Below are 26,353 nucleotides of genomic sequence, written 5' to 3' on the forward strand. Positions count from 1 at the left end.
CCACCGGCGTCGACGGCGCCCGGAACGCCCGCGCCGCGAACACCGGCTCCGGCAACGCCGCCCGATCCAACTTCCCCACCGGCGTCAACGGAATCTCGTCCAGCACCATGATCGACGCGGGAATCATATACGCGGGCAAGGACTCGGCGATGAAGTCGACCAACGCGGCGGTGTCGACGCCTACCGTGTCGTCCTTCGGCAGCACGTAGGACACCAACATGGTCAGACCGTTCGGTTGCCGCTTGCCCAGCGTCGCCGCGAACTCGACATCCGGATGGCGGCTCAGCGCGTCATCGATCTCGCCCAGTTCCACGCGGAAACCGCGGACCTTCACCTGGAAGTCCGAGCGACCCAGGACCTCGATACCGCCCGTGCTCAGGCGGCGGGCCAAGTCGCCGGTTCGGTACATGCGCGAGCCCGGATTGCCGACCTCGCCGCCGAACGGATTGGCCACGAATCGCTCCGAGGTCAGGCCCGGCCGGTTGAGGTAGCCCTGCGCCAGCGCGGGGCCGGACAGATACAGCTCGCCGACCACGCCGGCCGGGGCCGGGCGCAGGCGGGAATCGAGCACGAACAGGCCGAATCCGGGTATCGCGTTGCCGATCGTGATCATCTCACCCGGCACGAGGGGCGCGCTGCTGGTCGCGATGACCGTCGCCTCGGTGGGACCGTAGCCGTTGATCATCGCGCGGCCGTCACCGCTCCACCGGTTCACCAGGTGCGGGCCGAACCGGTCGCCGATGACCATGACGACACGCAGGTCCGTGAGACCCGCCGGATCGACCGATTCGAGCGCGCCGGGCGTGATCAGCATGTGGGTGACGCGTTCGCGCTGAAGGAGTTCGGTGAGTTCGAACCCGCCGAACACTGTCGGCGGCGCGATCACCAGCGTCGATCCGGTGGCGAAAGCGAGCAGCAGTTCCAGCACCGACACGTCGAAGTTCGGCGAGCAGATGTGCATCACCCGCGAGCCTTCCGCGACGTCGTAGCGCTCCCGTTCGGAGGCCACCATCGCGCCCAACCCGGCGTGGGTGACCACGACGCCCTTGGGCCGTCCGGTCGAGCCGGAGGTGAAGATGACGTAGGCGGGATGATGTTCGGTGAGCGGCCGGACCCGATCGGTGTACGACACCGGGTGTGCGGGCCGCCGCGCGATTCGCTCGTTGTCTCCCGGATCGTCGAGTTCGATCCACGGGATGGAAGTACCCAGCGCCGCACGGTATGCGGAAGTGGTCAGGCCCAACGCGGCTCCGGAATCGGACACCATGTAGGCGATCCGCTCAGGCGGGTAGGTGGGGTCGATAGGCACGTAGGCGGCGCCCGTCTTGGCAACGGCCCACACCGACAGGACCGACTCGAGGGAGCGGCGAATGCCGATGGCCACCACGTCGCCGGGGCCGAGTCCCCGGTCGATCAGCTCGCGCGCCAACCGCGATGACGATTCGTCGAGCTGCCGATAGGTCAGCTCGACGGTATCGGCGGAATCGCCTGTCGGGCTGAATCGGATCGCGACCGTGTCGGCGGCGGATTCGACCGCGCCGGTGAGCAGCTGCCCGAAGAGCAGACCGCTGGAACGGCGACGGCGGTTTCCACGCGCGGAACGGCGGTCCATCTTCATTTCCCGTGCTTTCTCACTCAGGTGGCGCCGGCTTTCCTGGCCGAACACCATCGATCCAACCCACAACCTCGCTACTTGCTCGCAATGGTGTCGCAGACAGACCGGTGCTCCTCTCACGAGAAGCACCAGACCCTCTGCCCCCGTCGGGGGACAGTACACAGCCGGTCACCCACCCACGCCACGGCATACTGCAGCGCCTGGCGAATTATGCTGTGTTTCACACCTTTCGCCCACCAAGTGCTGAAATGCAGCGCAGACCCCCATGATGCGCCTCGATCGGCCTGCTCGTGCGGCGTACGCGCCTCTCCGCTCCGGTGGGGGGAGGAGGTGCGGCGTGTCTACGAGATGCCGAGCCGCAGGAACCGTCGCAACGGCATCCCGGCCGTATCAGAAGGTTCGTGTCTCGGCCACCGCGGCCTTCCGGGCTGCGCCCCAGCCGGCCGCTGCCCGCGGCATCAGGGGAAGGTGCAAGCGGGAGCGCCGCCCGAGCTGTCCACATATCCGGCGCGCAACATGCGTAGCAGCAGACACAGCGCTTGGGTGGCCGATCCCGCCGAGGCCGACCCGGTATCCGCGATGGTCGCCTGCTGCTCGAGCGGCGCGGCGGACGCGGTCGATAGCGGTGCGAGGACTGTGGCCGTCACGAGGAGGCTCGCGGTGATCGCCTTCATGAGCAAGGAGTATTCGGCGAATGCCACCGCGCCGCACGACCCCAGTCATCGGGGCGCACCGGCACGGCGCCGCCGGTGCGCGTCGTTGCTCAGCGGTGGCCGATCACAGCGGTTGCAACGACCACGGCACCGCTTGGATCGGCACCGCCGCGGTAGGCGGGTTCATCCGGCTCGTCTTGGATCCCGTGGTGAATTCGGGATCGGTCCCCATGATGACGCGGCCCTCGTTGTTGACCAGCAGTACCCGATCATCGAATTCCCGGAATCGCGGAAGGAGGAAATCCTCGATCGATGCGACCGGAACGTCGGCCCCGGCGATTCCGAGAAAGGCGCCCGATCCGGCCGTCACCGGTAGAGCGAAGGTGCAGACGTACTGATCGGTGCAGGCGTAATCGAGGCACGGACCGTGCACCCAGCGCCGTGCCTGGTCGCGCGGGATCTCGAACCATTCCATGACCGTGTAGTCGTAGAAGTACTCGTTCTGCGGATTCAATTCCAGGACGAGACGTTGCGGTCCGCGGTCCGCGTCGATCGACCACCATTCCAGATATCGAGGACGATCGGCGAGAACGGCGTCGGCCATCACCAAGCCCGCGCCTGCGAACAGTTTTCCGCGCCGCTCGAGCTCCGCGACGATGGTGTCGCGCAGCGGCGCCAGATCGGTCGATCCGGGGGTCTGCCGCAGCTTCTCGGTCAACCCTTCCCACAGCGCCGCCAGCCCGGCACCGATCGTCCCGAGCGATTGATAGACCTCGTCGGCGAGTTCGGTGACGGCGTCGGCGAGCGACTCGACAGTCACCGGAGTGGAAAAGTTATCGGAATCCCGCATCGATCAACTGAGTTCCAAACGTAGGGCCACGAGGCGGCGGATTCGTGATTCGATCTGTGATTCTGCCAGTTCTCTCGCCCGGGTGTCGTCTTCTTGTTCGATGGCATCCACCAGATCGCGATGAGCGACGGCCTCCGTCGCCGGATCCAGATTCAGCCGGGGCAACCAGAGCAAGGCCGAGAGCTCGGCCTGCAGAGCGACCTGCGCGCGCGTCAGCCGGGTGGATTGCGCACACACCGCCATCTCGATATGAAAGCGGCTGTCGGCCCGGCGCGCCGAAATGGGTTCACTGCTGGCTTTCAGCCGATCCGCCAGAGACCGGAGGCGAGCTATATCGGCCCGCCCCCCGCGGCGCGCGGCGAAGACGGCCGCCGCTCCGGTGACGGCGAAGTGTTCGTCGCCCAGGTCACGCAGCTCCTGGATGCTCATCTGCTGCAACCGCGCTACCGAGGCGCCCTCCAGGACGTCCGCCGCGCCCCGGATGAAGCTCCCGCCGCCGCGTCCACGCTTGGTGTGCACGATGCCGCGTTGCCGGAGCACTGCCAACGCCTCCCGCAGGGTCATGGTCGACACGCCGAGTTGGTTGGCCAGATCGGTCTCGCTCGGCAATTGCTGACCGTCGGCCATCAGACCGAGGCTGATGGCAGCACACAGGCGCTGTACCACGGCGTCGGTTTTCGGGCCGCCGCCCTCCAGCGGCGACAGTACGGCGCCGAGAGCGGTCAGACCGGCGCTCTCCTGCTTGGACAACGCGACTCCTCGATGGGGCTGTACCCCCGATCCTAGTCGCGAACACTTGAAATATGAACTCTGAAATTAGAGGTACACCAGCGGTGCGGCGCGGTCGGCGGCAGCGAACGCGACGCAATCGTTTCCCGACCTCCCTTGAGCTATGACATCTAATGTCTTATGTTATAGGTCGTGAAGCTGCCCACCAGGGCACCCGGACGCGTTGGTATCACGATCGAAGCAGGATTTCTCCATGTGCGAGAGCCAGAGCAGTCATAGCGAGCACCCGAAGCGGCGTCTCCGCAACCGTGACGAGTCGTCGGCCCGGGACGGCGGACATGCCTGATATGCACCACACAGAAGTCGACGGCGTGCGGGTGACGTGGCGTTTTGTCCAGCACCACCTGATCGCGATCGTCTCCGTGGACAAGACCTGCGATGCCTCGCCGGTCGCCTCCTTCGGCCCGGGGAACTATCCCGATCTCGCGCAGGCACGCGAACTCCTTCCGGAATTGACAAGGCTGTGGGACGCGGTGCGCCGCGAATTCTGGGCGAAGCTCATCCCGCCCCTGTGCGGCCGGCCCGCATGGGCGTGAACTCGCGGACACCCCGCCACGCACGCTAGGCGTCGTGCCGGACTCGGTCGGCGACGCGGACGACTGCGCGCCAGGCTCCGAGGCCGGGCGCGCAGCTTCGTACCCGCGTGGACTGGATCTCAGTCCCGCGTGACGGCCCCGTCCACGCGCCGCCAGATGCCGAGCGGGTCGTCCGCGCGAATCTCGTCGGCGAGGCGGTCGTCGGGGACGTTCTGATAGGCGACCGGGCGCAGGAAGCGCTCGATGGCGCGGCTGCCCACGGAGGTGGTCGATGGCGCGCTGGTCGCGGGGAACGGGCCTCCGTGGACCATCGCGTGGCCCACCTCGACACCGGTCGGCCAGCCGTCGAAGAGCACCCGGCCCGCGATCAGTTCGAGCTTGTCCAGTAAGGCCCGGGCCAGTTCACGATCCGCCGGCGTGGTGTGCACCGTGGCGGTGAGCCGGCCCTCGAGCGTGTCGACGAGAGCGGCGAACTGCTGTGGACCGTTCACCCGGACGATGACCGAGGCGGTCCGAACACTTCTTCCTGAAGCTCCCGGTCGGCCAGGAACCGCTCACCGGTGGTCACGAACAACTGCGGCACGCCAGTGCAGGCGGCCCCGGTGTGGCCGCCCGTCGCGACTGTCCGCACGGCCTCGGTGTCGGCCAGGCGGCGTACCCCCGCGGCGAACGCGGCGGCGATCCCGGGGTTGAGCATCGGTGCACCGGAGCCCGCGGCGACCGCCGCGCTCGCCGCGTCGACGAAGTCGTCGGCGGCGGGGCCGTCGGCCAGGAAGACCAAGCCCGGGCTCGTGCACAGCTGACCGACACCGGTGATCACGCCGGGCGTCCGATCACCTTCATACCCGCCTCGATGATGCTCACCGCGTAGCCCGGCTTCCGGTTGCGCAGGTCGCCCTACCGCATCGCCGACGGCCTGCCCACCTTGCCGTCACAACCCGGTCTCGGCGTCGAACTCGACGAGGAGCAGGTGACCGCCGCGAACGAGCTCTATCACCGCGAGGGCTTGCTGGACATGTGTTTGGAACCACCGTGAGGAGGCATTACCCGAGCGAAGAAGCTCGACAAGGAGGTTCAGATGTCGACTGGAGCATGGGTGATCATCGTCGTCATCGCCATTGTCGTCCTCGCGGCCATTGTCGCGTTGCTGGTGGTCCCGACGCTGCGCAGGCAACGACTACGCCGCAGGTTCGGACCGGAGTACGACCGGACGGTCCAGGAACTCGACGACCGCAAGACCGCCGAGCAGGAACTCGCCGAACGCGAACGCCGGCATGCGCAGTTGCGCTTACGCGAACTGTCGGAGGACGAGAAGCGGGTCTATTCCACCCGCTGGGTAGAGGTACAGGAACGTTTCATCGATGACCCCGCCGGGGCATTGACCGAAGCCGACCGCCTCGTCACCACGATCATGGCCGAGCGCGGCTATCCCACGGAGAACTACGAGCAGCAACTGGCGGATCTTTCCGTCGAGCATGCGGAGCCGTTGGGCCACTACCGCGCGGCGCACGACATCGCGACCCGCCCGGCGGGCAGCGCGGTGTCCACCGAGGATCGTCGCTCGGCGATCGTGCACTACCGAGAACTGTTTCAGGACTTGGTCGGCGTGGCCGGCCGGGAAAACAAGGACGTGAAGTAATGAGCACCGAGTCCGAGCGGCGGACCTACACCACTGAAGCACAGCAGGATTCGGCGAAGGCGGGGGAGACCCGCGCCGAGTCCGGATACGACCGAACCGGCGAAACCGGCCATGGTCCCGAAATCGAGCCCGGCGCGGCCCGGCACGATGCCGAGCAAACGGCGAGCATGGAATCGGTCGACGCGGCCGGGGGCGCATCGACCACCGAGCAGACGCCCGTTCACGGGGCCCGCGAATCCGAACCGCTCCGCGAGAACGTCTCGGCAGGGCAACACGCACCGACCACCGAACGCCCCGAGCACCTCGAAGACTCCGGCCGCAGCGGCGTCGCGACGTCCGAGCAAGCGGTTCCCGCCGGCTCGGCGATCGGCTCCGGTGTCACCCAGTCCGCCGCCGCGGCGGAAGAGCAGCCCGTGCCGCTGTTCGCCGAGACCGATCGCGATCGCTTGCGCACGCAGTGGCGGGAGGTCCAGGTCACCTTCGTCGACAGTCCGCGCGACGCCGTCCACCGGGCGGACGAACTGCTCGGCGACATCATCCACCAGTTGACCACCACCTACGAGCAGCGCAAACGCGAACTGGACGAGCGGCGCGGAGACACCTCCGACACCGAAGGCCTCCGGCAGGCGCTGCGCGGGTACCGGTCGTTCTTCGACCAGCTGCTCTCGATCGGCGGCTAGCCGCGGAAGTCGTCGTCCATGAGTGTCTTGCGAATGGCCACCGGAACGGTCGACCAAGCGGCGAACTGGGTCGCGCGGCAGGTGAAGGCGCGGGTTCCCACCGCCGATCCCGCCGATCGCGACCCCGGCTTCATCGCCGACACCATGGACATCGGCTGGCTGTTGGTCCGCCTCTACTTCCGGGCGGAGGTGCGCGGCCTGGAACGTATTCCCCCGGAGGGTCCGGTGTTGCTGGTGAGCAACCACTCCGGGGGAAACGTCTCGCCGGAGGTCATGGTGACCACTCTGGCGTTCGTCCGCCGTTTCGGCCCGGACCGGCCCTTCTTCCAACTCGCCCACGACATGGTGATGGCCTACCCCGTGATCGGCTCGTTGCTGCGCCGCTTCGGCACGGTGAGCGCCGACCCGGGCAACGCCGAGCGAGCGTTGCGCGCCGGCGCGGCGGTGCTGGTCTATCCCGGCGGCGACTGGGAGGTGCACCGCCCGACCCGGGAGGAGGATCGCGTCGACTTCGCCGGCCGGACCGGTTTCCTCCGTCTGGCCTGGAAGGAACGTGTTCCAATCGTGCCGGTGGTGAACATCGGTGCGCAGCAGACCCAGCTGGTGCTCACCCGCGGGGACCGGATCGCCCGCTGGCTGCGGCTGGACCGCATGCTGCGCCTGAAGGTGTTCCCGATTTCGATCGCCCTGCCCTGGGGACTGGACATCGGTGATCTCGCCGGACATCTGCCCTTGCCCAGCAAGATCACCGTCGAATTCCTGGACACGATCGATCTGCGGGCTGAATTCGGTGCCGAACTCGATCTCGACGCGGCCTACGAGCACGTCACCGGAATCATGCAGGGCGCGCTCAACAGGCTGGACGAGGAACGCGACCTGCCGATCGTCGGCTGATCACGATCGCCGGACGAATCCGAGCCGCTACCCGACAGTTTGTGGTACCGTTCGTAACACATATTTCTTTCCTGTGATGGAGGTCTCCCATGCGCGACGCGGCGCATGAAACGGTCGCATGGTTCGCCGCGCCGGGCGCCGAGGGCGGCGGAGCGGCGCTGGACCAAGTGGCGATCATGACCGGCGCTGCCGGGCTTGTCGCTCTCGTCTTGCTGTGGGTCGGCTATCTGCATCGCACCCGCCGGATCACCTGGCTCCAGCGGCTCGCCGATCGCCTCGGGCGACTGTTCAACCGCCCGGGCTGGGTCGCCTTGCCGCTCGCGATGTTCCTCGCGACGATCCTCACCGCTCTGTTGGGCTTCATCTGGGACGTCAGCCTGCACGTGGGCAACGGCCGGGACAACGGGCCGCTGGCCAATCCGGCGCATTACTTCATTCTGGCGGGCTTGTTCTTCCTGTTCACCGCAGGGATGGCGGCGATCGTGCTGCCACTGGACGAGAAGCCCGGCGCCGCGGCGGTGCGCATCACCCGCACCTGGTACGCGCCGGTCGGCGGCATCCTCATCGCGGGATCCGGCCTCTACGCCTTGATCGGCTTCCCGCTCGACGACGTCTGGCATCGGCTGTTCGGGCAGGACGTCACGCTCTGGGGGCCGACGCATCTGATGCTCATCGGCGGCGCCGGTCTGTCGCTGGTCGGTGTACTGCTGCTCGAGTTCGAGGGCAGGCACAGCCGACCCGACCCGGACCGAGCCGACGGCAGGCTGATGTGGCTGTTGCGGTCTTTTGCCTTCGGCGGCCTGCTCATCGGACTGTCGGTCTTCCAAGTGGAATACGACTTCGGAGTGCAGCAGTTCCGGCTCGTGCTGCAGCCGATGCTTATCGCCGCCGCTGCCGCCGTCTCCCTCGTCGCCGCTCGCGCCAGCCTGGGGCCGCTGAGCACCCTGGTGGTGGTGGGCTTCGCCGCTTGCGGGCGAGGCGGTCCATAAAGTGCACGATCACGGTGTCGCCGTCGCGCCCTGGTGCCGTCACGGCGGCGCAGCACCCCGACCGCGGGCACCGGATCCGGGACACCGCGCGGGATCGAACACGGCTCGGCCAGCGCGACCGCGACGACCCGCTCCGCCACCTGCGCCCACTGCCGGGTGCTGACCTGGCCGCGCAGCTGCCGCTCGGTCTCGGCGCGAATGTGGTTGAGCTTCCAGGTGGCGCGGTGGGCGGCGACGGTGTCGACGACGCGGCGCGCGGTCTGCTCGATCCACGCCTCATCAACCTCCGGCAGCTCCAGGCTGCCGGGTGCGAGGGTGTCGGTGAGCAGCTCCTCGACCGCAGCGCGGGAACCGAGCAGCTCGATCGCTTCGTGCTCCCAGGTGGCGCGCTGCTCGGCCAGGGCCGGGGTTCGTGCTTGCGGGCCCGGGTGGCGATGGTGGCCTGTTGGGCGAGTTTCCACACCTCGGCCGGGATCGGCGCGCGGCCGTGCTTGGCCTGGAACTGGCGGGTCAGGGTCGCGAGCTCGGCGCGGATGCTGGTCGAGCGCTGCGACCACAGCTCGATCAGTTCGCCCGCGACACCGGCGATCTCGCGGACCGGGCGCTTGCTGGCGTCGCGGGCGGGCCGGTCGGTGAACCGGACGCCGATCGCGTCGCCCAAATGCTGCTCGAGGCGGGCGTTGTAGATCTCGCTGGCGGTGACGGCATGCTGGTAGACCATCCGGCCATCCAGCGCCCGCCAACGCCCAGCCAACGTCCTGACCTTGTTCGACACCACAACGTGGGTGTGAAGGTTCGGGTCACCGGCGCGGGAATCACGGTGCAGGAACGCGGTCGCGATCATGCCCTCGGTATCGACCTGACGCACCCCGTCGGTGCCCAACCTCGTGTAGCAGCCATGTCTTTCGAGGCAGGAAAACGCATCCGCGATCGCGGCGGCGTGCGCGGCCTCGATCTTCTCCGCGATCTCCCGTGGCGCCAACGCCCACACCGCCGACACCGACTTCGCCGCCGAGAACGTCAGGTCGAAACCGGTGACGGCCCGGCGCTCCGGACGAGAATGCCGCGCCATCCAGTCGGTCAGCTCCGGCCCGTCACGCGGTTCACGACCGTGCTCCTGGGTGAACATCTCCCGCCCGATTCGCGTGCGGATCTCCTCCCGCACATCCTTCGGCACGGGCGCGTCCTCGGCCTGGCCCGCAGCGACATTCCACGCGGTCAGGGCCTCGGCCACGCGGTGCCGAAAGCTGCCCTCCGGCACCTTGAACCGGTAGAACGGCCGCCCTAGCTGTGTGGCCTTGCGGGCAGCGGCCGCGAAGTCCCCGGCCGCGAGGCGGGCGGCGATGATCGCCTCCGCGTTCGGATGACGCCCCTCCCGGTACAAGGCGGCCATCTGCTTCTCGTCGACCGGATCTCCGGCGGCGATGTCGTCGAACGCCACCAGCCCCGAACCCAGCCAGATCCCCGGCACTTCACCGCGATCGGAGTAGTAGTCCGACAGGCTCGCGCGGCCCCGCTCGTGGCCGTCATGCACCGCAACGCATCTCGTGTAGTAGTCGACACCAGCGTCCGCGCTGAGCCTGTGCGGAGACATCACATAACCGACGGTACGGACAATCGCGACATTCGCAGGTCAAACCCACACAGCCGGTGTGTCGGTGGAGGGGGAGTATTCCAACCTTGGTCTATTCGGCTTGGGTTTGACTGTCTCGGTGGCGGCGAGCAGGTTGGTGGGAGTCGGCGGGGCGATGTCCGCGGCCGGACCCGCACACGGGACCGCTGCTGACGCGAAAGTTGAATCTGGATCTGATCGCCGAGCACTACGACGACCTGTTGCGATTGGCCGGATCGTTGACCGTCACGGTGCCCTAATTCGGGGCATCGTGCGGTACGCCGTTCAGCAGGTTCGGCTACCGAATTGCCTCGGTGGTGAGTCGGAACTGGTGCTCGCCACCGGGATTGAACAAGACGTCGATGCCGACAGGAATCACCTCTGGCAGTTGAGCGCCGAGGATCGCCCACCAGTGTGGCACGTTCAGTCGTTGCTTGTGGACCTCGGCAGTGACGACGAGTGCACAGGTCACGTCGTCTGGTGCGGGGGCGATGCACAGCTGGTCCTGGCTGTCGCATGCGAGTTGAACCACGGTATTGCGCAGGGTTGGGATGATCTGGTCGCTGCAGTCGTCTCCGTTGGCGATCAGTCGCAGCAAAGCATCAATGGGGTCGGTCGGGGTCGAGTCGTTGCGGGGGATATAGCGGGGGTTCGACTGGAACGGACCGAGACTTCCGTTTTTGTCGAGCCGCCAGCCTCCGACGATCGCCTCCACAGGTGGATCGCCTGATGGGTTTTCGGTTTGCCATGTCGGGTCGAGAAGGACGAACCAGTCGTCTCGCCGGACAGCGCCGGGCATTGGTTCCACGATGAGGACCTCTCAGTGCTCTGCGATCACTACGGACTGGGCTTACCCGGACTCGGAGGGGAGAACTTTTCGAACAGGGGGAGGGGGTTGCCTGCGTCGTCGTAGTGCTGCACAACCGCTAACTCGGAGAGGTTGTCCTGTGGCTTGGGCAAGATCACATCTCCGGTAGCGCCGTAGATATTGCTTGTAGCGCCACCATGCTGGTGGAGATGTTCGGCGGCTGCCCGGGCCACTGAGCCACCTGGCACCCCTGTCTCGATTGCGGATTCGCACGAAAGCATCACCACGCTCGCGCCCGGGTTGGTGCCCGCCGCTTGTGTGAAATGTTTATCGGCCATCAGTAGCCGGGCGTAGGTGTCGCCGTCGAGGTGTACATTCGTCCATTTCGGTCGCAGCCACGAACCCTTGTTGACGCTGACGACGAACTGTTCCGGGTTGGCATGGGCGAAGGTGTAGATCGGGAGCCTGCCGGATGCCATGACGTCCTCGAGCCATGGTGCGGCCTGCGGTTCGCTGTACTGGAACCGCCGCTTTCCATCCGTGCCGGGAGGCTGCTCGTGCGCGGGAACGACGAACAAATCGCCGCCTTTCGCCTTGATCCCGTTGACATCTATCTCGCTGGAAGCCCACGTCGTCACCCATTTCTCGTCGGTGGGTTTGCTGGGAAACGCCGTGCCGATCACTCGTCCATCGGCGCCCTTGAGCGGGATGCTCTTCACCTCACGGGGCGTGAACGACACCATCTTGCCCTCACCGATACCGGCGAATGTGCCCGGCCCCGACCCACCCCTCCCCTCGAGATTGGATCGTGCGATCAGCAGGCCACTGCCCGCGTCGCTTGAGGTCAGTCCACCAACGTTGTCCCCCGCTACGTGCGCGAACGACCTCCAGCGGTCAGAGACAGTTCCGGTTGCCCGCCCAAGCGCGGCACCAATACTGTCGGACACCCGAGTCAGCAGCACTCGGGCACGCATGGTTGACCTCCATTTCTCGGTCTCCCTAGGAGCACAACCCGTACCCTTGTCTCGCTCGCACCAGCGAATCGTCTGACTCATACTGTCCGCGGTATAAGCAGAAATCAGCGACAGCATCTCCAACTCTGGGAATAGCAGCTCCTGGTGGGTATCTGCTCTGACAGCCCCTGCTGGCCCCCCGGGTGACGGTCTGAGATGGCTCCCACTTGCGCCGCACCGGGCGGGGGTTGGCCCAGGGATCCTGAAGCTGTCAGGAAGTGCAAAGTAGCGGCCTGGTACTGGCGTCGTTCGGTGTCTTGGGTGTTCCGTTAGCCGATCGCCCACCGGAACACCACAGCGTGCGGATTGCCGACCAGCTCACGGGTGTTCCGTAGAGGTGTTCCGCGAACCATTCCGATGAACCCCCGCTATCTGGAACACTTTTCGGCATGGGTGAGCCGTTCCGCGTCGGATACTGCCGCTGCTCCACCGACGAACAAGACGTCGAGATCCAAACCGACCAGCTCCTCGCGCTTGGAGTCCCGCGCGAACGGATCTTCATCGACACCGGCTTCTCCGGCACCACCCGCCGCAACCGCGCCGGCCTCGACAACGCCCTCGCCGCAGTCACCTCGGCCGCGGCGGCCGTCACCGGACGGCAGGTCGTCTTGACCACGGCCGAGTTCGATCGATTCGCCCGCAACATGGCCGAGGCCGGCTCGTCGTCGAAGGCCATCGTCAGCTCGACTTGCCACAGGTGCTGCCAGTCGGGATCATCGGCTTCGATCTGCTCGCCGGGGTCGACCACAGCAAGTTGTCTGGTCAGCGTGAGGCCGAGACGGTTGTTGTCCCAGGAATGCCGACCCCATTGAATGATGAATCCATCACCGTCTTCGTCGGCCGGCGCGATCCCGTCGATCTCCGTTTGCGAGAACTCGACGAACGCACGCCATGCCGCCTCGACATCGGTTACCGCAGCAGGCCCGAGGCCATGCTTGCCCAGGAACTGCTCAAACGATTCGGCGGCTGCTCGCCATGGGATCGGCATAGCGAACGGTAGCAACGGCAGCTCGGATGGAACCGAGGCGACCCACGCCGCCACCCGCGACCTTCTCTCACACCCCGGGACAGGAACTGCGTTCTCGAGGTCGTGTTCGACCTGCTCGATACGTTCCTGGCCGAGCGGGGAACACCGAATAGAACGATCGTCTGCGGCATTACCGCACAGCCGCAACTCCATCGTGCCGGATCGCGGTGTATTGGCCCCAGTCTCGGGCGGAGAGTGCTGCCCATCGGACGGCGGTTTGTGGGGCGAGTCCGAGTAGATCGGCGAGGACGGGAACGGGCATTGCGGCGGCGAGCTGGAACATGGCTGCCTTGCGGGCGTGGGAGGGGTGGATGCCGCGGGCGACCAGCCGCGACCGCATGCTCTCGGTGGTGAGGTGCTTGCCGGGAACCCCGCCGGGGAACAGCCATTGGTCGGGGCGACTGACGTAGGAGGCCCATCCGGGGCGGGTGAGGTGGTCACGGATGAGCTGGTCCAGGGGGTCGGGTAGCTCGATGGGTTCGGTGTCGAACGTGACGGTCACCGCGTCGGTGTGGGTGGTGATCTGGTGTGCGCGCATGCGGCAGATGCGGGAGACCGGCTGGGCGAACAGCAGCATGAACAGGCCGCCGATGCGGGCGTAGAGGTGGATCGTGTCGTCGTGGAGCAGGGTTTCGACGTGATCCCACCGCTGCTCGTCGGACAGCACGACCTCCGGCAGCGACGTCGGAGGTTTCGGTATCTCCAGTTGCGCGGTGAGGAGGTCACCGAGCCACGATGGAATCCGCGCGACGAGTGGCTGGTAGGGCGGCAGAACACCGGTCGCGGCGAGGAGGTCGCGGATGTAGTTGACGTTCCGGTTGCAGGGCAGATCGTCGAAAGCGGCATGACTGATGGCCATTTCGCCGCGCGCCATCAGGCGCAGAATGTCCGGGCGTGAGGAGCGTCGCGTCAACCAGTACAGCGTGGTTTGTGGTCGGGGTCCGGTGAGCAGGGTGTTGTAGACGGGTCGCAGCTGTGGATGGACTTGGCCGGTGTCGTCCGACAGCAGGGCGGTGAGGCGGTGACGCAGGGTGCAGGTGGCGCAGCAGGCGCCGAAGACGTTGTCCTCGCGGCCGCAGTCGCGGCAGGCGAACGATGAGGTGTTGCCGGTGCAGGCTGTGCAGGCCGGCCGACGTTGCTCGTCGTAGAAAGCCAGGACTTTCTGCTCACCGCATCCCGGGCAGATCTGCGCCGTCCGCCGTCGTCGCATCCAGCACGCTTCGCAGAGACGTTGTTCGAGGAACACGCGCGTGTGTTTCGCCGATCGCCCGCACTGCGGGCAGCTCCTCGGTGGCACGGGTCGCCGCCCCATCAGGGCTGCGGCCGGCGCACTGTTGCCCGAATCGGCCGCAAAGTACCGATTTCCAAGCCCTCGTCGGCGGCGGTGTCGGTGCCGGTGGCGGCGACTTGGTCGTACTCGACGGCGGGTTCGAGCAGGTCGTTGGGTTCGCAGTCGAGGATGTCACACAACGCTGCCAGCAGATCGGTATTGATCCGCTGCGGTGCCGTCGTGACCAGGCGGTGCACGTATTGGCGGGTCAGATTCACCCCGCGTTCGGCCAGCAGCGGGACTAGTTCGCTGGTCTGGAACATGCCGCGGGTGGCCATCATCTGACGAAGATGCCAGCGCATGACGAGGCGTCGACCGGTCACCGGTCCTCCTTCCCCCTGCCGTGTTTCGGTGCGTAGACCCTGCTCAGCGCCGAACGCAGCGTCTTGTTCTTGAAGTCGCTGCTCACCGAGGCGTAGATCGCGGTCGTGGACGCGAAATGGTGGCCCACCTGCTCCTGCACGAACCGTTCCGGATACCCGAACTCGATCAGGTGCGTCACGTAGGAATGGCGCAGACAGTGCAGTGTCAGATCGGACTCGAGGCCGGCCTCGCCGCGGATCCGGGCGAACCGTCTCTCCAGGAAGTGGGCATCGATCCGGGTCAGGCGTTCGGTCAGCCACAACGCCGGATGATCCCCGGCCGCAAAGATCGGTCGCGCGTGCTCGACCCACTGCCGCATCCCGGCCACCACCCAATCGAACTCCGGCACCGTCAGCACGGTCCGCCGACGCGGGACACCACCACGTGTGGACTTGCCGTAGCGCACATGCACCGACCCGTAGGTGCCCCACTCGGGCACGTGCGGATTCGGCCGCAGATCCACCACATCCAACCGGCACAACTCGTTGCGGCGCAGCCCATAGGCATACGCGGCTTTGACCATCTGAGCATCACGCAACGCGGCCAGCGCCCCCTTGCGCCCTGACCCGGCGATCCGTTCCACCCGGTCATCGAGGAAGTCGAACAACTGCTGCAACTCGCTGTAGGACAACGGTCGTCGCCCTGGCCGGCCTTCATAGTCGGTCAGATGGACCACGGTGTTCCACTCGTGGCAGACCTGAACCGGCACCTGCCCGAACCGGTCTCGGCACTGGCGAACCCACTCATAGCGAGCATCGGTCAAGTAGTCGCAGAACATCCGCAACGTCAGGTGATAGCCGCGGATCGTGGACACCGCCAACCGTCCGCCCGTCTCCGAGGTCAGCGACACCGTGAAGTCCTCCACATCCGCCGCCGTCCACGCCCACGGGTAGGAACCGGTGAACTCCACGAACCGGCGCACCAACTTGATGCGCGGATCGATCGTCGACCGCGACAGCATCCGCGCAGCCTGCTGCTTCGTCCAACCCGCCAGCATGCCGTCGAACACCGCCGCAGGCTCATCGAGATGCCGCACACCCTCGACCAGAACCAGCCCCGCAGCACCAGGAATCTTGTTCAACAAACCCGCTCCCGACCGTCAACGGAAAAGCGACAATGTCGCCTCAAAGTAGCCGGGTTCGCGACGAAGTCAAGGACCACCAGGTCATCGGAATCGTGTCGCGCATACGATCAGCGATAGTCCACCAGCACTGCCGCCAGACGGTCACCTTTTAGTCGATAGTCCCGGTTATGCCCATGAATGCAAGAGGTGTGAACATGTGTTCGAAGGGTGGTAGGTGGAGCCTAGCGCAGATGGGTGGAAGTGCGCTGGCTGGAGTGGGTTTGGGGGAGGAAACGCGATGAGGATCGCGGGGGTAGAGAGTTTGGATGTGGGCACTGGTGGTGTGAGTTACCGACAGCTCCGGAGCTTCACCGTTACGCTCACACCACACCGAGACGGTGCTCGACCGCGAGCGGGCGCGCGCCGGAGGGAAGGGGGGTGCGGCGGGATGACTCAATACCGGTTCAAGTGCACGAACTGCATGCTCGGATGGCACGAGACTCCCTACTGCCCGTACCGGCGGCCCCAGCCGCCTGCGATCACCCCGGAGAGGATGGCCGCGGCGGGGCGACTTCTCCAGCTGGAACGGGAGGGCGTGATCGACCTGACCCCGTTCCGCCGCAGCACGTTCTGGTGGGTACCGCGCGCGCTCCTGGTGTTGCTCGTGTTCGTCGTGCTGGTGATCCTGATCTGACCGGGCGAGAAGAGGCCCCGATGCCAGTGTGGGACCTCTTCCGTCCTGTTCTTATGTCGGTGGTGCGTGGCCGGTCAGGCTCCGCGCGCGTAGTCCTCGTGCCAGGTCTCGAGGACCGACAGCGGCCAGTAGAGGCGATACAGGATGCGGTGGGGGGCGGGGAAGGGGGCCTTCTTCGGCGCGCCAACCATCCGGTGGCGGTGCGCGAGGGGAATTCGGTGATCGCCTCGACCCCGGCGATGTCGACCCACATGTCCCCATTCGGCAGTTCCGGCAGGCCGAGCAGGCGGCCGGCGGGGAGCTGCTCGCCGTCGGCGCGGGCCTGGCGGATCTGCGCGGATCGGTCCGCCAGGTCGAAGTGTTCGACCGGCCGGGTTCGGGTGGGGTCGGGCGGCATTCGGAAGTCGCTTTCTGTCAGGGCTTCACAGCATCGCCGACGAGTCTAGGACAGGTTTGCAGTGTCAAAACTGTAGCAGTCCACCGAGTCGCATTGCACAGTTTTATTACTGCACAGTTTTGACACTGCAAGTGTACGTCGTGCCCTTCTCGACGGCCGGATCTCGTTGCCGAGGATCGGTGCGGTGCTGGAGGGTGACCAGCCGTCGTTGCCGTATGTGGTCGTGGACGACGTGGGTCGGGAGATCGAGGAGTTCAGCAGTTTCTGCGGGATTTGGCGCTTACCGACGCGAGTCCGTTGACCGGCCGATCCTATGGTCATGACCTGCTGCGCTGGTGGCGTCTGCTGCGGTTGGTCGAGGTCGGATCGGAGCGTGCGACTCGGGGCGAAGTGGAGTTGCTGGTCGGGTGGATGCGCATCGCGCGGAATCCGCAGCGTGAGCGCAAGAGTGTTGTGGGGGGCGTGGCCGGGTCGGTGAACCTGCGCACCGGCAAACCGACGCTGGGCACGGGGTATGCGCCGGCGACGGTGAACCATACATTGTCGGTGCTGTCGGCGTTCTACACCTTCCACATTCATTTCGGTCGTGGGCCGCTGGTCAATCCGGTGCCGATGGACGCCGACAGGCGTCGGGTTCTGGCGCACCGCAGTCCGATCGAAGCAGAGGTCCGGTTCCGGCGAGCGCCGCTGCGCCAGAAGGCGATCGATCGCACACCACGCTCGATTCCCGATCGGTTGTGGGACGAGGTGTTCGCCGAGATGACCCACGACCGAGACCGTGCCTTGCTCGCGTTCTTCGTTTCCAGCGGCGCCCGCGCCAGCGAACTGCTCGGCCTGCGTGGCCGGGACATCGACTGGGCTGGTCAGCGGGTTTGGGTGGTGTCGAAGGGAAGCCGGGTGCTGGAAGCTGTTCCGGGGGCGGCGGAGGCGTTTCGGTATCTGGTGCTTTATTTCGGCAAGTTCGGGCCGCCGGCGCCGTAGGCGCCGGTCTGGCGGACTCTGCGGGGTGAGTCTCGGCCGTTGTCCTGTTGGGCGATGCGACGGGTGTTGCAGCGGGCCAACGAGCGGCTGGGCACGAACTGGAGCTTGCACGATTTGCGGCACACGGCTGCTGCTCGAATGGCGGCGGACCCGGCGTTGACGTTGCCGGAGGTCCAGGCGGTGCTTCGTCACCGGCAGTTGTCCACGACGACCCGGTATTTGCAGCCGCGGGTGGAGGAGCTGCACGACAAGCTGGCCGAGCATTACAGTCGGCCGCGGCCGCAGCAGAGTTTCACTCCCGGATACGACCCCGAGGACTTCCGGACGGTGTTCGGTGGCTGACAAGACACGGGCCCGGCAGCGGCCGGTCCGCCCGGAGATCCGCACAACCAAGTTCATCCGCCACGTCGTGATCGCTGCCCCGGCCCCGGCACCTGCTGTTGCCCCACGGCCTTGCGGTGTCCTCGACGACGCCGCGGCAGTCGAGATCCGTGAGGCGGCGAAGGCTGTCTGGTCGCGACCGCTGGCCCGTTGTTCCAGTCGCGATCAGGGGTTGCGGCATCTGTTGCAGCATATGGGCGAGTTTCCCGGACACAGCTGGCAGCAGCGGTGGGAATCCAGCGGGCTCAACGGACGAGGCTGCCCCGTCCGGGATCTGGCCGCCACCAGCGACCAGGGCACCGAACTGACGCAGGCGTTGGAAGCGCTGATCAGTATGCGGATCATCGCGCCGACGCTGGAGGCGTTCCGGGCCAACCAGTTCCGCGACTATCCGGAACGCTTCCGGATCGCGCAAGCCGACCCGCAGCTCGACGCCTTCTTCGCTGCGGTCGCCGCCGCCGAGACCAGCCCGCATTTCCGGCGGCGAGCGCTCTTCGACGTCTGCACCACGCTCACACCCAGGGGATCGCCTTCGCCGACCTCACGCCGGAGGCGTTCCTGCACTACGCCCGCACCACACGCGACTCCGGGCTGGCGGCCTACTCCTACTCCCACTACGTCGGGCATCTGGCCTGGCGGACCTGCACGAGTCCGGGCATTTCCCGCCGTCGGCGCCGCCCACGCTGCGCGCGGCCCTGCGACAGCCACAACTGAGCACCGCCGAACTCGTCGACCAATACCCGGTTGTCAACCGACCGGTTCGGCAGCTGCTGATCGACTACCTGGAACGGCGAAGCTATGACCTGGACTACTCGTCGGTGGTGAGCTTGGCTACCACCCTGGTTCTCAATTTTTGGAATCAGATCGAGAAGATCAACCCGGCGCAAACGGATCTGCGGCTGTCGGAACAGATCTACCAGCAGTGGCGGCAGGCTCTGCGCGTCCGCCACGACGGCAAGCTCCGCAAGGGTGAGGACGGCGTGCTGAATGGCGGTCCGCGCTCTCTAGTTCGACCTGCAAGCATGGGCTACCCAAGAGCCCGAGCGCTGGGCGATATGGGCTGCGCCCTGTCCCATCCCGAGCCGGGAAACCCGAGCCGGCGCAACACGGCGGCGTCGCACCCGAGAGCGCATGGCCGACCGCACCCGGTCTCTCAAACCACTTCTTCCCCTGCTGGTCGAACATGTCGAATACCAGCGTCGGCACACGACCGAGCTACTGACCGCCGCATCCCGCGCTGCCGCTGACGAACTGATCGCCGTCGACTCGCGCCTCTATCGACGCCTGTTCACTTCCGGCGACCGGACTCGGCAACGGCGACACGGGCAGGCCAACGTCCGCGTCCGGGAGGAAAGCAGCGGGCAGGCGATCAACGTGACCTTGCTCGAGGACACGGCGTTCTGGTCCTGGGCAATCGTCGAAACCCTCCGGCACACCGGACTCCGCAACGAAGAGCTGCTCGAACTGTCGCAGCTCAGCATCCGGCAATACCAGCGGCCCAACGGCGAGGTCATCGCGCTGCTGGTGGTCGCCCCGTCCAAGAGCGATCGCGAACGCGTCATCCCGATGTCGGTCGAGTTGTTCCACGTCATCGCCTGCATCATCCACCGACTTACCCGCGACCAGCCGACGGTCCCATTGTCGACCCGCTACGACGTCCACGAGCGCATCACCAGCGAGCCGCAGCCGTTTCTGTTCCAGCGTCACATCGGTCAACGCAACGAGGTCATGGCTCCCGGCGCGGTCGGTGAAATGCTCCGCCGGACCTGCGTCAGGCTCGCCGACAAACACCCCGAGTTCGCCGAGCGCCACTTCACCCCACACGACTTTCGGCGGCTGTTCGCCACCGATATGGTCAACCACGGACTGCCCATCCATATCGGCGCCGCCTTGCTGGGCCACCTCAACCTCGAAACCACTCGCGGCTACGTCGCGGTCTTTCAAGAAGACGTCGTCCGCCACTACCAAAGCCACCTTGCACGCCGCCGAGCGATGCGACCCGAACATGAATACCAGCCGGTCACCGACACCGAATGGACCGAATTCGAAGAGCACTTCGACAAACGCAAGCTCGAACTCGGCAACTGCGGCCGCCCATACGCAACCCCCTGCTCACACGAACACGCCTGCATCCGCTGCCCGATGCTCCACATCGACCCCAAAATGCTGCCCCGGCTCGAAGAGATCGAAACCGATCTGCTCGCCCGGCAATCCAGAGCACGAGCCGAAGGATGGCTGGGCGAACTCGAAGGCATCGACCTGACCCTCACCTTCCTGCGAGACAAACGAAAGGAAGCCGAGCGAGTCCGCTGCCACGGCCCCGTGACACTCGGCATGCCGGCATCGACGCGACCATGATCTGGCTTGCGAAGTGGGGAGGAGACAGCGCTGCACATGACGATGACTCGGATAGTCGGCATCTCGGCGCGCCGCGACGCCAGTCGCTGAACTCGCCACCGGTTGTTACCAGCGAATACAGTGACAGCAATGATGACAGCGACCAAAGGGCCAGTATTCAGCCGGACGCGACACTGGCCCCTGAACAGGGGCAAAGTACATTCAACCGGCCGGTACAGTGACCTCTCGTATCGGACCAACGGTGTGACCTGATCCAGCCATGACCGGAAAGTCGCTCCGAGAAACGTGGGGCTACGTATATGACGCGGTATTCCGCTCGATGCCGAAGGTTGGGGAACTGCGGGCAGCTCCACTGTCTCATGCAGCGGACGGTCTTCGGGCTGCGGTCTCGGGGGTCACACACGCCGACCAGACGTTGCCCGCCGGGTTGGCCGAGACTCCCGGTGACCGAGGGCACGATCCTCACCACCCAGTAGGGGCAACCGCTGCTGACGAGTTCCTGAGAAACACGTACCAGGATCGGTATCACACCGACGGCTCGGCCCTAGCCCGCGCATACGCTCGCTCGTTGGCATCGGTACCGGAGAAGTTGCACCGAATCGTCGCGCGTTATATGAAAGAAAAACCCCACGGCGGAATCTGGCTCGGTGATAGCAGCCTGTTGAAATTGGGCCATCCAGCATGGTCTACAGAGAACCGCGATACTGCGCCAACGGGTTGGTCGGCTGGTTCGACCTTTGACGACCCCAGCGGCGTGTATGACGCTCCCAATAGAGCAATACTCTTGGGCCGCGGCTCGGATTTCGGTCGTGGTGGAAGCGTTGATACACCGGTGCATGAGTTCGCCCATGCTCTTGACCCCGCTATCGGTTGGCGGGGCTCGTCACCCGCGTTCATCGAGGTTCATGCCAGAGTTCTCCCGCTCATACAAGAGACAAGCCCAGGGTCCGCTGCTTATTTCAACCAGCCCGACGACTTCAGAGGGCAAAGGGAACTCTGGGCGGAAGGCTTCGCCTGGTTCAACGCCACCCATCAACCCGATGGCTCCGCCCTGCCGGGAAGCTCCAAGCAACCGGCGTTCCTCAACTCCGTCGCCGCCGGCCTTCACCTGAGAGACTATTACCAGACCCAGTACTCGAGACTCGGCATCACAGATGAGTGAAGGGCATCCTCTGGCCCGGCGTCTCGACGACGGGCGTATCCTTTTGCGCTACTTCACACAAGAACCCGACGGCTCTATGATCCACGGTTCAATCGCCATCGGTCCCGACGACCCCGCATATGCGAACTGGGACACAGAGATCACACGCTGGAAACACAACCCTATACCCGTCGACGACTCGATCGACTACGAACCCATCGACTACGACAACCTTCCCTCCGTTTCTGACCTACACCCCGGTAACCGCGACTGACGTGACCAGTCCCCGATAGCCCGAGAAGAATCGGATGCCGCCGTCGGGGGTCGTGGTCGCGGCGTTGCAGGACCTGCGGGCTGAACCGGCGACCCATCATGACCAGAAACCGGCGCCGAACTTGTTGGACTATCGGCAACTACTACCTGAACCCCACGACCTGGCTTGCAAAGTGCAGAGAAAAAGTCGAGGTCCACGAGGCGAACCACCCGCACGCGCAGCACTGGATCGCAGACCTCGTCGATCCGGATGCGGCGGACTATCACTCTGCCCCGCGACCTGCCCGCGGCGGATCTGCTGGTGGCGGGGTGTCGTGTGTGAACCACAGTCAGGCGAACACGCAGAAGGCCTACGAGCAGGGCGTGAGCCTGTTCGATCTGGACGACCCCGACTACGAGGATCGCGTGACCCGCTCCGAGCGGGACCGGGCGACCGCCAATTGCGTGCTGCACTACGCGGATCGGAATCGTCCGCGCATGATCCTGGTCGAGTGCACGACCGAACTCCCCTCATGGGTCCGGCGATTCCGGGCCGCCGCAAGGTCGGTGACGGGTCGACGTACCGGTGGTGGCTGCGCGCCTTCGGCAACCTCGGCTACGAGCACAAGATTCTGTATCTGAACTCGATGTTCTTCGGGGTACCGCAGAGCAGGGATCGGCTGTACATCGTTTTCTGGGATCGCCGTCTGCTGGCGCCGGATCTGGATCATCGGCCGTTGGCGCGGTGCGGGCACTGCGACGAGGTCGTGGAAGCGGTGTGGTCGTGGAAGACCGGTGTGCCGCCGACCGGCGCGGTCCGCTACGGCACCCAGTACAACTACCGGTGCCCGCGCTGCCACCGCGAGGTCGTGCCGACGATGACACCGTCACTGCACGCGCTGGACCTCACCAACCTGGGCACCCGGATCGGGGACCGCAAGCGCCCGTTGCGGCCCGCGACGATGGCGCGCGCGGAACGCTGCCGAGCGAAGTTCGCCGAATTCCCGGCGATCCTCATGCCCGCCAAGAGCGTGCACGGCACCGAACGAACCCTGAGCCAGCCCCTGGCCACCCAGACCAGCCAGCAGGAAACCGCGCTGCTGTGGACCGGGCACGTGTTCGCCGCGCACCGCCACAACGGCGACGGCCAGCACTTGAGCCGCCCGATGGACACCGTGACCTCCACCCACGAGAAGGCGGTGCTGCTCGCGGTCAACAACTTCCAGGGCGCACCGCGCGGTGCCAGTGACCCGCTGCCCACCCAGGGCGGCTCGCAGACGCTGAGTCTGCTCTCGACGGGAGTGGTGCCGTTCCGGAAGAACACGCTGCCGACCACCTACGCCGAAGCGATGCCGACTGTCACCTCCGAGCAGATCCCCGGCGTGCTCACCGCCGCCGGGGTGATCAAGAACAACGGCGCCATCGACGAAGCGAAGTACCGCGCCCACCCGGTCGCGGACCCCCTGGGCACCATCACCTCGTCCGCGTCGCAGGCCCTGCTGTTCGGCGGCTGGTACAAGCAGAACGGGCCCTCGGGGACCGAGACCGCACCCCACCCGGTCATCGACCCGTTCGGGACCTTGACCTCCCGCGATACCACGGGCCTTCTCACCGCCGGATGGCGAGCTGCGCTGGCCGATCTCGCGCTGGAGGACTGCTACTTCCGCATGATGGCCGCCCACGAAGTGGGCCGCGGCTGCGGATTCGACACCGACTTCCCCGGCCACACCGGCGAGTTCGTCGTCTGGGGGACCGCACGCGACCAGGTCGACGGATTCGGCAACGCCGTCTCCCCGGCGGTCGGCGCCTGGATCGGGCAACGGCTGCGTGCGGTGCTGCACACCGCAGAGGCGATCGCATGAGCGTCCCGACACCGACTGCCGGGGGCCGACCGTGATCCCCGCGCACCAGATCTCAGCAGACCATCTACAACCAGAAGACAGGACACAACCTGAAATGACCGGCATCGAATGGACCGAGACCACCTGGAACCCGGTCACCGGCTGCGACCGCATCAGCGCGGGCTGCGACAACTGCTACGCCCTGGCGATGGCCAAGCGGCCCAAGGCCATGGGATCGGACAAGTACCAGCGCGACGGTGATCCGCGCACCTCCGGGCCCGGGTTCGCGGTGACCATGCACCCGGACGCGCTGGCGGTCCCGCTGCGCTGGCGGGCGCTGCGGCTGGTGTTCGTCAACTCCATGTCGGATCTGTTCCACGCGCACGTCGATGAGGAGGTCGTGCGGGAAGTGTTCGACGTCATCGCCGCCACGCCGCAGCACACCTACCAGGTGCTGACCAAGCGGCCGTCGCGGGCGCGGCGGCTGGCCGAACGTGGTCTGGAGTTCCCGCCGAACCTGTGGCTGGGCACCAGCGTCGAGAACGGCGCGGTCACCCACCGCATCACCGATCTGATCGCCACTGCTGGTGTGGCGGTGCGGTTCTTGTCGTGCGAGCCGCTGCTCGGGCCGCTGGATCTGGATCGGTTCCTGTTCACCCGCACGTGCCCCGGCGGCTGCGGCTGCCGCTGGCCTGATGACGGTGACCGGTTCGACTGCGCGTGCGGCGGCGAGTGCGCCGACTGGCGACCCGCCCCGGAGATCGACTGGGTGATCGTCGGCGGCGAATCCGGGCCGAACGCCCGGCCCTTGCACGCCGAGTGGGTGCGCGACCTGCGCGACCAGTGCGTGGCGGCCGGGACGGCGTTCTTCTTCAAGCAGTGGGGCGGACGCACCCCGAAGTCGGCCGGCCGCGAACTCGACGGCCGGATCTGGAACGAATTCCCTACGAATAGGAGTGCATCGTGCCGAGGCTGATGTCGGTCTCCCTGACCGAGAACGCGGTCCGCGACCGCAGAAAGACCGTCACCCGCCGCATGGGCTGGCTCACGCTGACGCCCGGCACCCGGCTCTCCCTGTGCCGCAAGGTCATGGGCCGCAAGCCCGGCGAGCCGCTGGTGCCCATCGCCGACGTCGAAGTCCTCGACGTCCGCCGCGAGCGCCTGGCGCTCATCTCCCCGGAGGATGTCGAGGCCGAAGGGTTTGCGGGTATGACTCCGGAGGCGTTCGTGGAGTTCTTCTGCGGCAGCCACAAAGGCTGCACCCCGGACACGGTCGTCACCCGGATCAGGTGGCGCTACCTCGACTGACCAGGCACGGCAACGGCCCCGGAATCCGTCTCCAGGCGGGCTCCGGGGCCGTTGTTGCCGTGGTGATCGCAATGAACGAAACCTGTTGGCGTCAGCGGCATCTGGCATATTCGATACATGACGACGGAGGCACAGGATCGGCGCGGCAGTTTGTGGACCGGCGACGACTACCAGGCGTTGTTCGCCGCGTTGGCGACTTCCGTCCCCGATAGCGAGATCGCGGCGCAACTGGGCCGCTCCCTCGACGGGTTGCGCGGTCGGGCGAAGTTTCTGCTGCTGGACAACTATTCGTCTGCGGTGGCCTTGCGCAAGCTGCGGCAGATGGCATCGGAGCCGGGTTTCGACTGGGAGCCCCTCGCCCGCGACGCGCACGCCTTCGCCAACAAGCCCTATTGGGATGCCAGGACCGACGAGCGGCTGATCCTGGCCTGGGCGCGGAATCCCGCGCCGAGCATGGCTGAGCTGGTCGAGGAGTTCGGTGTCGGCGAGCAGGACATCGCGAGGCGCTGCATCGCGCTCGAGCTCGCCCAGACCCGGGTGGAGATCGTCGACCACCTCGGCGCCGAACCCGGCGGTGATCTGGCCTACCAAGCCCGGCTGGGACGCGACAAGGCTGGCACCGCGGTCGGTGTCCTGGTCCTCACCTCCGCGACCGGCGCCGTGCTGCATTTGTCGCTGCACCCCGACATCGACACCGCCACACAGGCCTGCGGCGAGGTCGACGAGACCGCGCTGGAAGAGCTGCCCGCGGTGTGGACGATCGCGACCCGTGTCCTGGGCGAAGGGTCCACCCGTGCCACCAAGAGCGGGTCCTGGACCGAACGGCCGGCCACCGAACCCCACACCGACACAGTCAGCGACCCGGCCCCGGCCGCGGCCCGGGCGGTTCCCCGGTGGCGGCGGCTGCTGAAGCCACGAACCCACTGAACGCCTCGCCGACCTGGGTTGCCGTTCGCAGATCAGTCGGAGCAAAATGATTGTCGGACAGCGTGATTCCGTGGGCGCGTCCGGCGGGTGATCGTATTCTGTTGGGGCAGTGTCTGTATGCCGGTGTTCGACCCAGTAGGAGAAGCCCGGATGGACCGTTACCCCCGCCCTGTCCTGTTCACCATGCCGTGGATGCTCAGTGGCCTGTCCGC

The 26,353-nt window shown here is 66.3% G+C and carries 31 protein-coding genes; 18 read left to right on the forward strand and 13 right to left on the reverse strand.

What is annotated here, in order from left to right:
• The 4 genes from GVY64_RS33825 to GVY64_RS33840 all read right to left on the reverse strand — a co-directional run.
• Positions 1–1,618: amino acid adenylation domain-containing protein (locus GVY64_RS33825; RefSeq protein WP_159850304.1), on the reverse strand; the 1,618-nt coding region annotated here is incomplete at its 3' end.
• A 455-nt stretch (positions 1,619–2,073) separates the two neighbouring features.
• Entirely contained in the window at positions 2,074–2,289 is a 216-nt protein-coding gene (locus tag GVY64_RS33830) for a hypothetical protein (RefSeq protein WP_159850306.1), read from the reverse strand.
• A 103-nt stretch (positions 2,290–2,392) separates the two neighbouring features.
• On the reverse strand, positions 2,393–3,088 hold the full coding sequence (locus tag GVY64_RS33835) for a cache domain-containing protein (protein ID WP_159850308.1): 696 nt from the start codon (positions 3,086–3,088) through the stop codon (positions 2,393–2,395).
• 33 nt (positions 3,089–3,121) lie between these two features.
• Entirely contained in the window at positions 3,122–3,868 is a 747-nt protein-coding gene (locus tag GVY64_RS33840) for a FadR/GntR family transcriptional regulator (RefSeq protein WP_201298282.1), read from the reverse strand.
• 326 nt (positions 3,869–4,194) lie between these two features.
• On the opposite strand from GVY64_RS33840, the gene GVY64_RS33845 reads away from it, so the two are divergent.
• Positions 4,195–4,443: a hypothetical protein gene (locus GVY64_RS33845; protein WP_159850309.1), complete on the forward strand. Its 249-nt coding sequence runs from the start codon at positions 4,195–4,197 to the stop codon at positions 4,441–4,443.
• A gap of 119 nt (positions 4,444–4,562) precedes the next feature.
• Here the strand turns inward: GVY64_RS33845 and GVY64_RS37450 are convergent, their stop codons facing one another.
• Together GVY64_RS37450 and GVY64_RS37455 are read right to left on the reverse strand one after the other, a co-directional pair.
• The gene (locus GVY64_RS37450) at positions 4,563–4,934 is read right to left on the reverse strand and encodes a hypothetical protein (RefSeq protein WP_201298283.1); all 372 of its coding nucleotides are present in this window, start codon (positions 4,932–4,934) and stop codon (positions 4,563–4,565) included.
• Entirely contained in the window at positions 4,931–5,263 is a 333-nt protein-coding gene (locus GVY64_RS37455) for a hypothetical protein (protein ID WP_201298284.1), read from the reverse strand. The genes GVY64_RS37450 and GVY64_RS37455 overlap by 4 nt, the downstream gene beginning before the upstream one ends.
• A gap of 63 nt (positions 5,264–5,326) precedes the next feature.
• Here GVY64_RS37455 and GVY64_RS33855 point away from each other — a divergent pair, with 63 nt between their 5' ends.
• From GVY64_RS33855 to GVY64_RS33875, 5 genes are all read left to right on the forward strand, one after another.
• Entirely contained in the window at positions 5,327–5,479 is a 153-nt protein-coding gene (locus tag GVY64_RS33855; protein WP_159850311.1) for a hypothetical protein, read from the forward strand.
• Between the two features lie 42 nt (positions 5,480–5,521).
• Entirely contained in the window at positions 5,522–6,082 is a 561-nt protein-coding gene (locus tag GVY64_RS33860) for a hypothetical protein (protein WP_159850313.1), read from the forward strand.
• Positions 6,082–6,762: a hypothetical protein gene (locus GVY64_RS33865; protein ID WP_159850315.1), complete on the forward strand. Its 681-nt coding sequence runs from the start codon at positions 6,082–6,084 to the stop codon at positions 6,760–6,762. Before GVY64_RS33860 ends, GVY64_RS33865 begins: the two co-directional genes overlap by 1 nt.
• Positions 6,763–6,780: 18 nt before the next feature.
• Entirely contained in the window at positions 6,781–7,656 is an 876-nt protein-coding gene (locus GVY64_RS33870) for a lysophospholipid acyltransferase family protein (RefSeq protein WP_236567462.1), read from the forward strand.
• A gap of 89 nt (positions 7,657–7,745) precedes the next feature.
• Positions 7,746–8,645: a hypothetical protein gene (locus GVY64_RS33875; RefSeq protein WP_442939672.1), complete on the forward strand. Its 900-nt coding sequence runs from the start codon at positions 7,746–7,748 to the stop codon at positions 8,643–8,645.
• Here GVY64_RS33875 and mobF read toward each other — a convergent pair.
• The 3 genes from mobF to GVY64_RS33895 form a co-directional block, all read right to left on the reverse strand.
• Positions 8,536–10,239, reverse strand: a complete 1,704-nt coding sequence (gene mobF / locus GVY64_RS33880; RefSeq protein ID WP_236567467.1) for a MobF family relaxase — start codon at positions 10,237–10,239, stop codon at positions 8,536–8,538. The genes GVY64_RS33875 and mobF overlap by 110 nt on opposite strands.
• Before the next feature lie 316 nt (positions 10,240–10,555).
• Entirely contained in the window at positions 10,556–11,056 is a 501-nt protein-coding gene (locus GVY64_RS33890; RefSeq protein WP_159850317.1) for a type VII secretion system-associated protein, read from the reverse strand.
• A gap of 38 nt (positions 11,057–11,094) precedes the next feature.
• Complete coding sequence (locus GVY64_RS33895; protein ID WP_159850318.1) at positions 11,095–12,039, reverse strand: hypothetical protein; 945 nt, start codon at positions 12,037–12,039, stop codon at positions 11,095–11,097.
• A gap of 428 nt (positions 12,040–12,467) precedes the next feature.
• Between GVY64_RS33895 and GVY64_RS38275 the strand changes: the two genes are divergently transcribed.
• Both GVY64_RS38275 and GVY64_RS33905 read left to right on the forward strand, forming a co-directional pair.
• The gene (locus tag GVY64_RS38275) at positions 12,468–12,890 is read left to right on the forward strand and encodes a recombinase family protein (RefSeq protein WP_236567463.1); all 423 of its coding nucleotides are present in this window, start codon (positions 12,468–12,470) and stop codon (positions 12,888–12,890) included.
• The gene (locus tag GVY64_RS33905) at positions 12,875–13,078 is read left to right on the forward strand and encodes a hypothetical protein (RefSeq protein ID WP_159850319.1); all 204 of its coding nucleotides are present in this window, start codon (positions 12,875–12,877) and stop codon (positions 13,076–13,078) included. Before GVY64_RS38275 ends, GVY64_RS33905 begins: the two co-directional genes overlap by 16 nt.
• A gap of 157 nt (positions 13,079–13,235) precedes the next feature.
• On the opposite strand, the gene GVY64_RS33910 is transcribed toward GVY64_RS33905, so the two are convergent.
• The 3 genes from GVY64_RS33910 to GVY64_RS33920 all read right to left on the reverse strand — a co-directional run bounded on the left by GVY64_RS33910 (position 13,236) and on the right by GVY64_RS33920 (position 15,879).
• Complete coding sequence (locus tag GVY64_RS33910) at positions 13,236–14,315, reverse strand: hypothetical protein (protein WP_159850320.1); 1,080 nt, start codon at positions 14,313–14,315, stop codon at positions 13,236–13,238.
• Between the two features lie 101 nt (positions 14,316–14,416).
• Positions 14,417–14,758, reverse strand: a complete 342-nt coding sequence (locus GVY64_RS33915; RefSeq protein ID WP_328821048.1) for a helix-turn-helix domain-containing protein — start codon at positions 14,756–14,758, stop codon at positions 14,417–14,419.
• Positions 14,755–15,879, reverse strand: a complete 1,125-nt coding sequence (locus tag GVY64_RS33920) for a tyrosine-type recombinase/integrase (RefSeq protein WP_159850321.1) — start codon at positions 15,877–15,879, stop codon at positions 14,755–14,757. Before GVY64_RS33920 ends, GVY64_RS33915 begins: the two co-directional genes overlap by 4 nt.
• A gap of 430 nt (positions 15,880–16,309) precedes the next feature.
• On the opposite strand from GVY64_RS33920, the gene GVY64_RS33925 reads away from it, so the two are divergent.
• From GVY64_RS33925 to GVY64_RS39270, 3 genes are all read left to right on the forward strand, one after another.
• On the forward strand, positions 16,310–16,555 hold the full coding sequence (locus GVY64_RS33925; protein ID WP_159850322.1) for a hypothetical protein: 246 nt from the start codon (positions 16,310–16,312) through the stop codon (positions 16,553–16,555).
• Positions 16,556–17,342: 787 nt separating this feature from the next.
• Positions 17,343–17,933, forward strand: coding sequence for a tyrosine-type recombinase/integrase (locus GVY64_RS39265; RefSeq protein WP_201298285.1), 591 nt, complete (start codon positions 17,343–17,345; stop codon positions 17,931–17,933).
• A gap of 39 nt (positions 17,934–17,972) precedes the next feature.
• On the forward strand, positions 17,973–18,275 hold the full coding sequence (locus GVY64_RS39270; protein ID WP_442939671.1) for a tyrosine-type recombinase/integrase: 303 nt from the start codon (positions 17,973–17,975) through the stop codon (positions 18,273–18,275).
• Between the two features lie 653 nt (positions 18,276–18,928).
• On the opposite strand, the gene GVY64_RS33935 is transcribed toward GVY64_RS39270, so the two are convergent.
• Positions 18,929–19,264: a hypothetical protein gene (locus GVY64_RS33935; RefSeq protein WP_159850323.1), complete on the reverse strand. Its 336-nt coding sequence runs from the start codon at positions 19,262–19,264 to the stop codon at positions 18,929–18,931.
• 181 nt (positions 19,265–19,445) lie between these two features.
• On the opposite strand from GVY64_RS33935, the gene GVY64_RS33940 reads away from it, so the two are divergent.
• From GVY64_RS33940 to GVY64_RS33970, 7 genes are all read left to right on the forward strand, one after another.
• Positions 19,446–20,672: a tyrosine-type recombinase/integrase gene (locus GVY64_RS33940; protein ID WP_159850324.1), complete on the forward strand. Its 1,227-nt coding sequence runs from the start codon at positions 19,446–19,448 to the stop codon at positions 20,670–20,672.
• A 568-nt stretch (positions 20,673–21,240) separates the two neighbouring features.
• Positions 21,241–21,834 (forward strand): hypothetical protein, encoded by a 594-nt coding sequence (locus GVY64_RS33945; RefSeq protein WP_159850326.1) that lies wholly within the window; start codon positions 21,241–21,243, stop codon positions 21,832–21,834.
• A complete protein-coding gene (locus GVY64_RS33950; protein WP_159850328.1) occupies positions 21,827–22,087 on the forward strand; it encodes a hypothetical protein in 261 nt (86 codons plus the stop codon). Before GVY64_RS33945 ends, GVY64_RS33950 begins: the two co-directional genes overlap by 8 nt.
• Before the next feature lie 490 nt (positions 22,088–22,577).
• Positions 22,578–23,927 carry a DNA cytosine methyltransferase gene (locus GVY64_RS33955; RefSeq protein ID WP_236567465.1) on the forward strand — a complete coding sequence of 450 codons (1,350 nt, stop codon included), beginning with the start codon at positions 22,578–22,580 and terminating at the stop codon, positions 23,925–23,927.
• 94 nt (positions 23,928–24,021) lie between these two features.
• On the forward strand, positions 24,022–24,882 hold the full coding sequence (locus GVY64_RS33960) for a DUF5131 family protein (protein ID WP_159850330.1): 861 nt from the start codon (positions 24,022–24,024) through the stop codon (positions 24,880–24,882).
• The gene (locus GVY64_RS38285) at positions 24,870–25,214 is read left to right on the forward strand and encodes a hypothetical protein (protein WP_236567466.1); all 345 of its coding nucleotides are present in this window, start codon (positions 24,870–24,872) and stop codon (positions 25,212–25,214) included. Before GVY64_RS33960 ends, GVY64_RS38285 begins: the two co-directional genes overlap by 13 nt.
• Positions 25,215–25,331: 117 nt before the next feature.
• The gene (locus GVY64_RS33970) at positions 25,332–26,141 is read left to right on the forward strand and encodes a hypothetical protein (RefSeq protein ID WP_159850332.1); all 810 of its coding nucleotides are present in this window, start codon (positions 25,332–25,334) and stop codon (positions 26,139–26,141) included.
• Positions 26,142–26,353: the final 212 nt, after the last annotated feature.

This window comes from Nocardia sp. CY41 (genome assembly GCF_009829325.1).
GTDB lineage: Bacteria > Actinomycetota > Actinomycetes > Mycobacteriales > Mycobacteriaceae > Nocardia.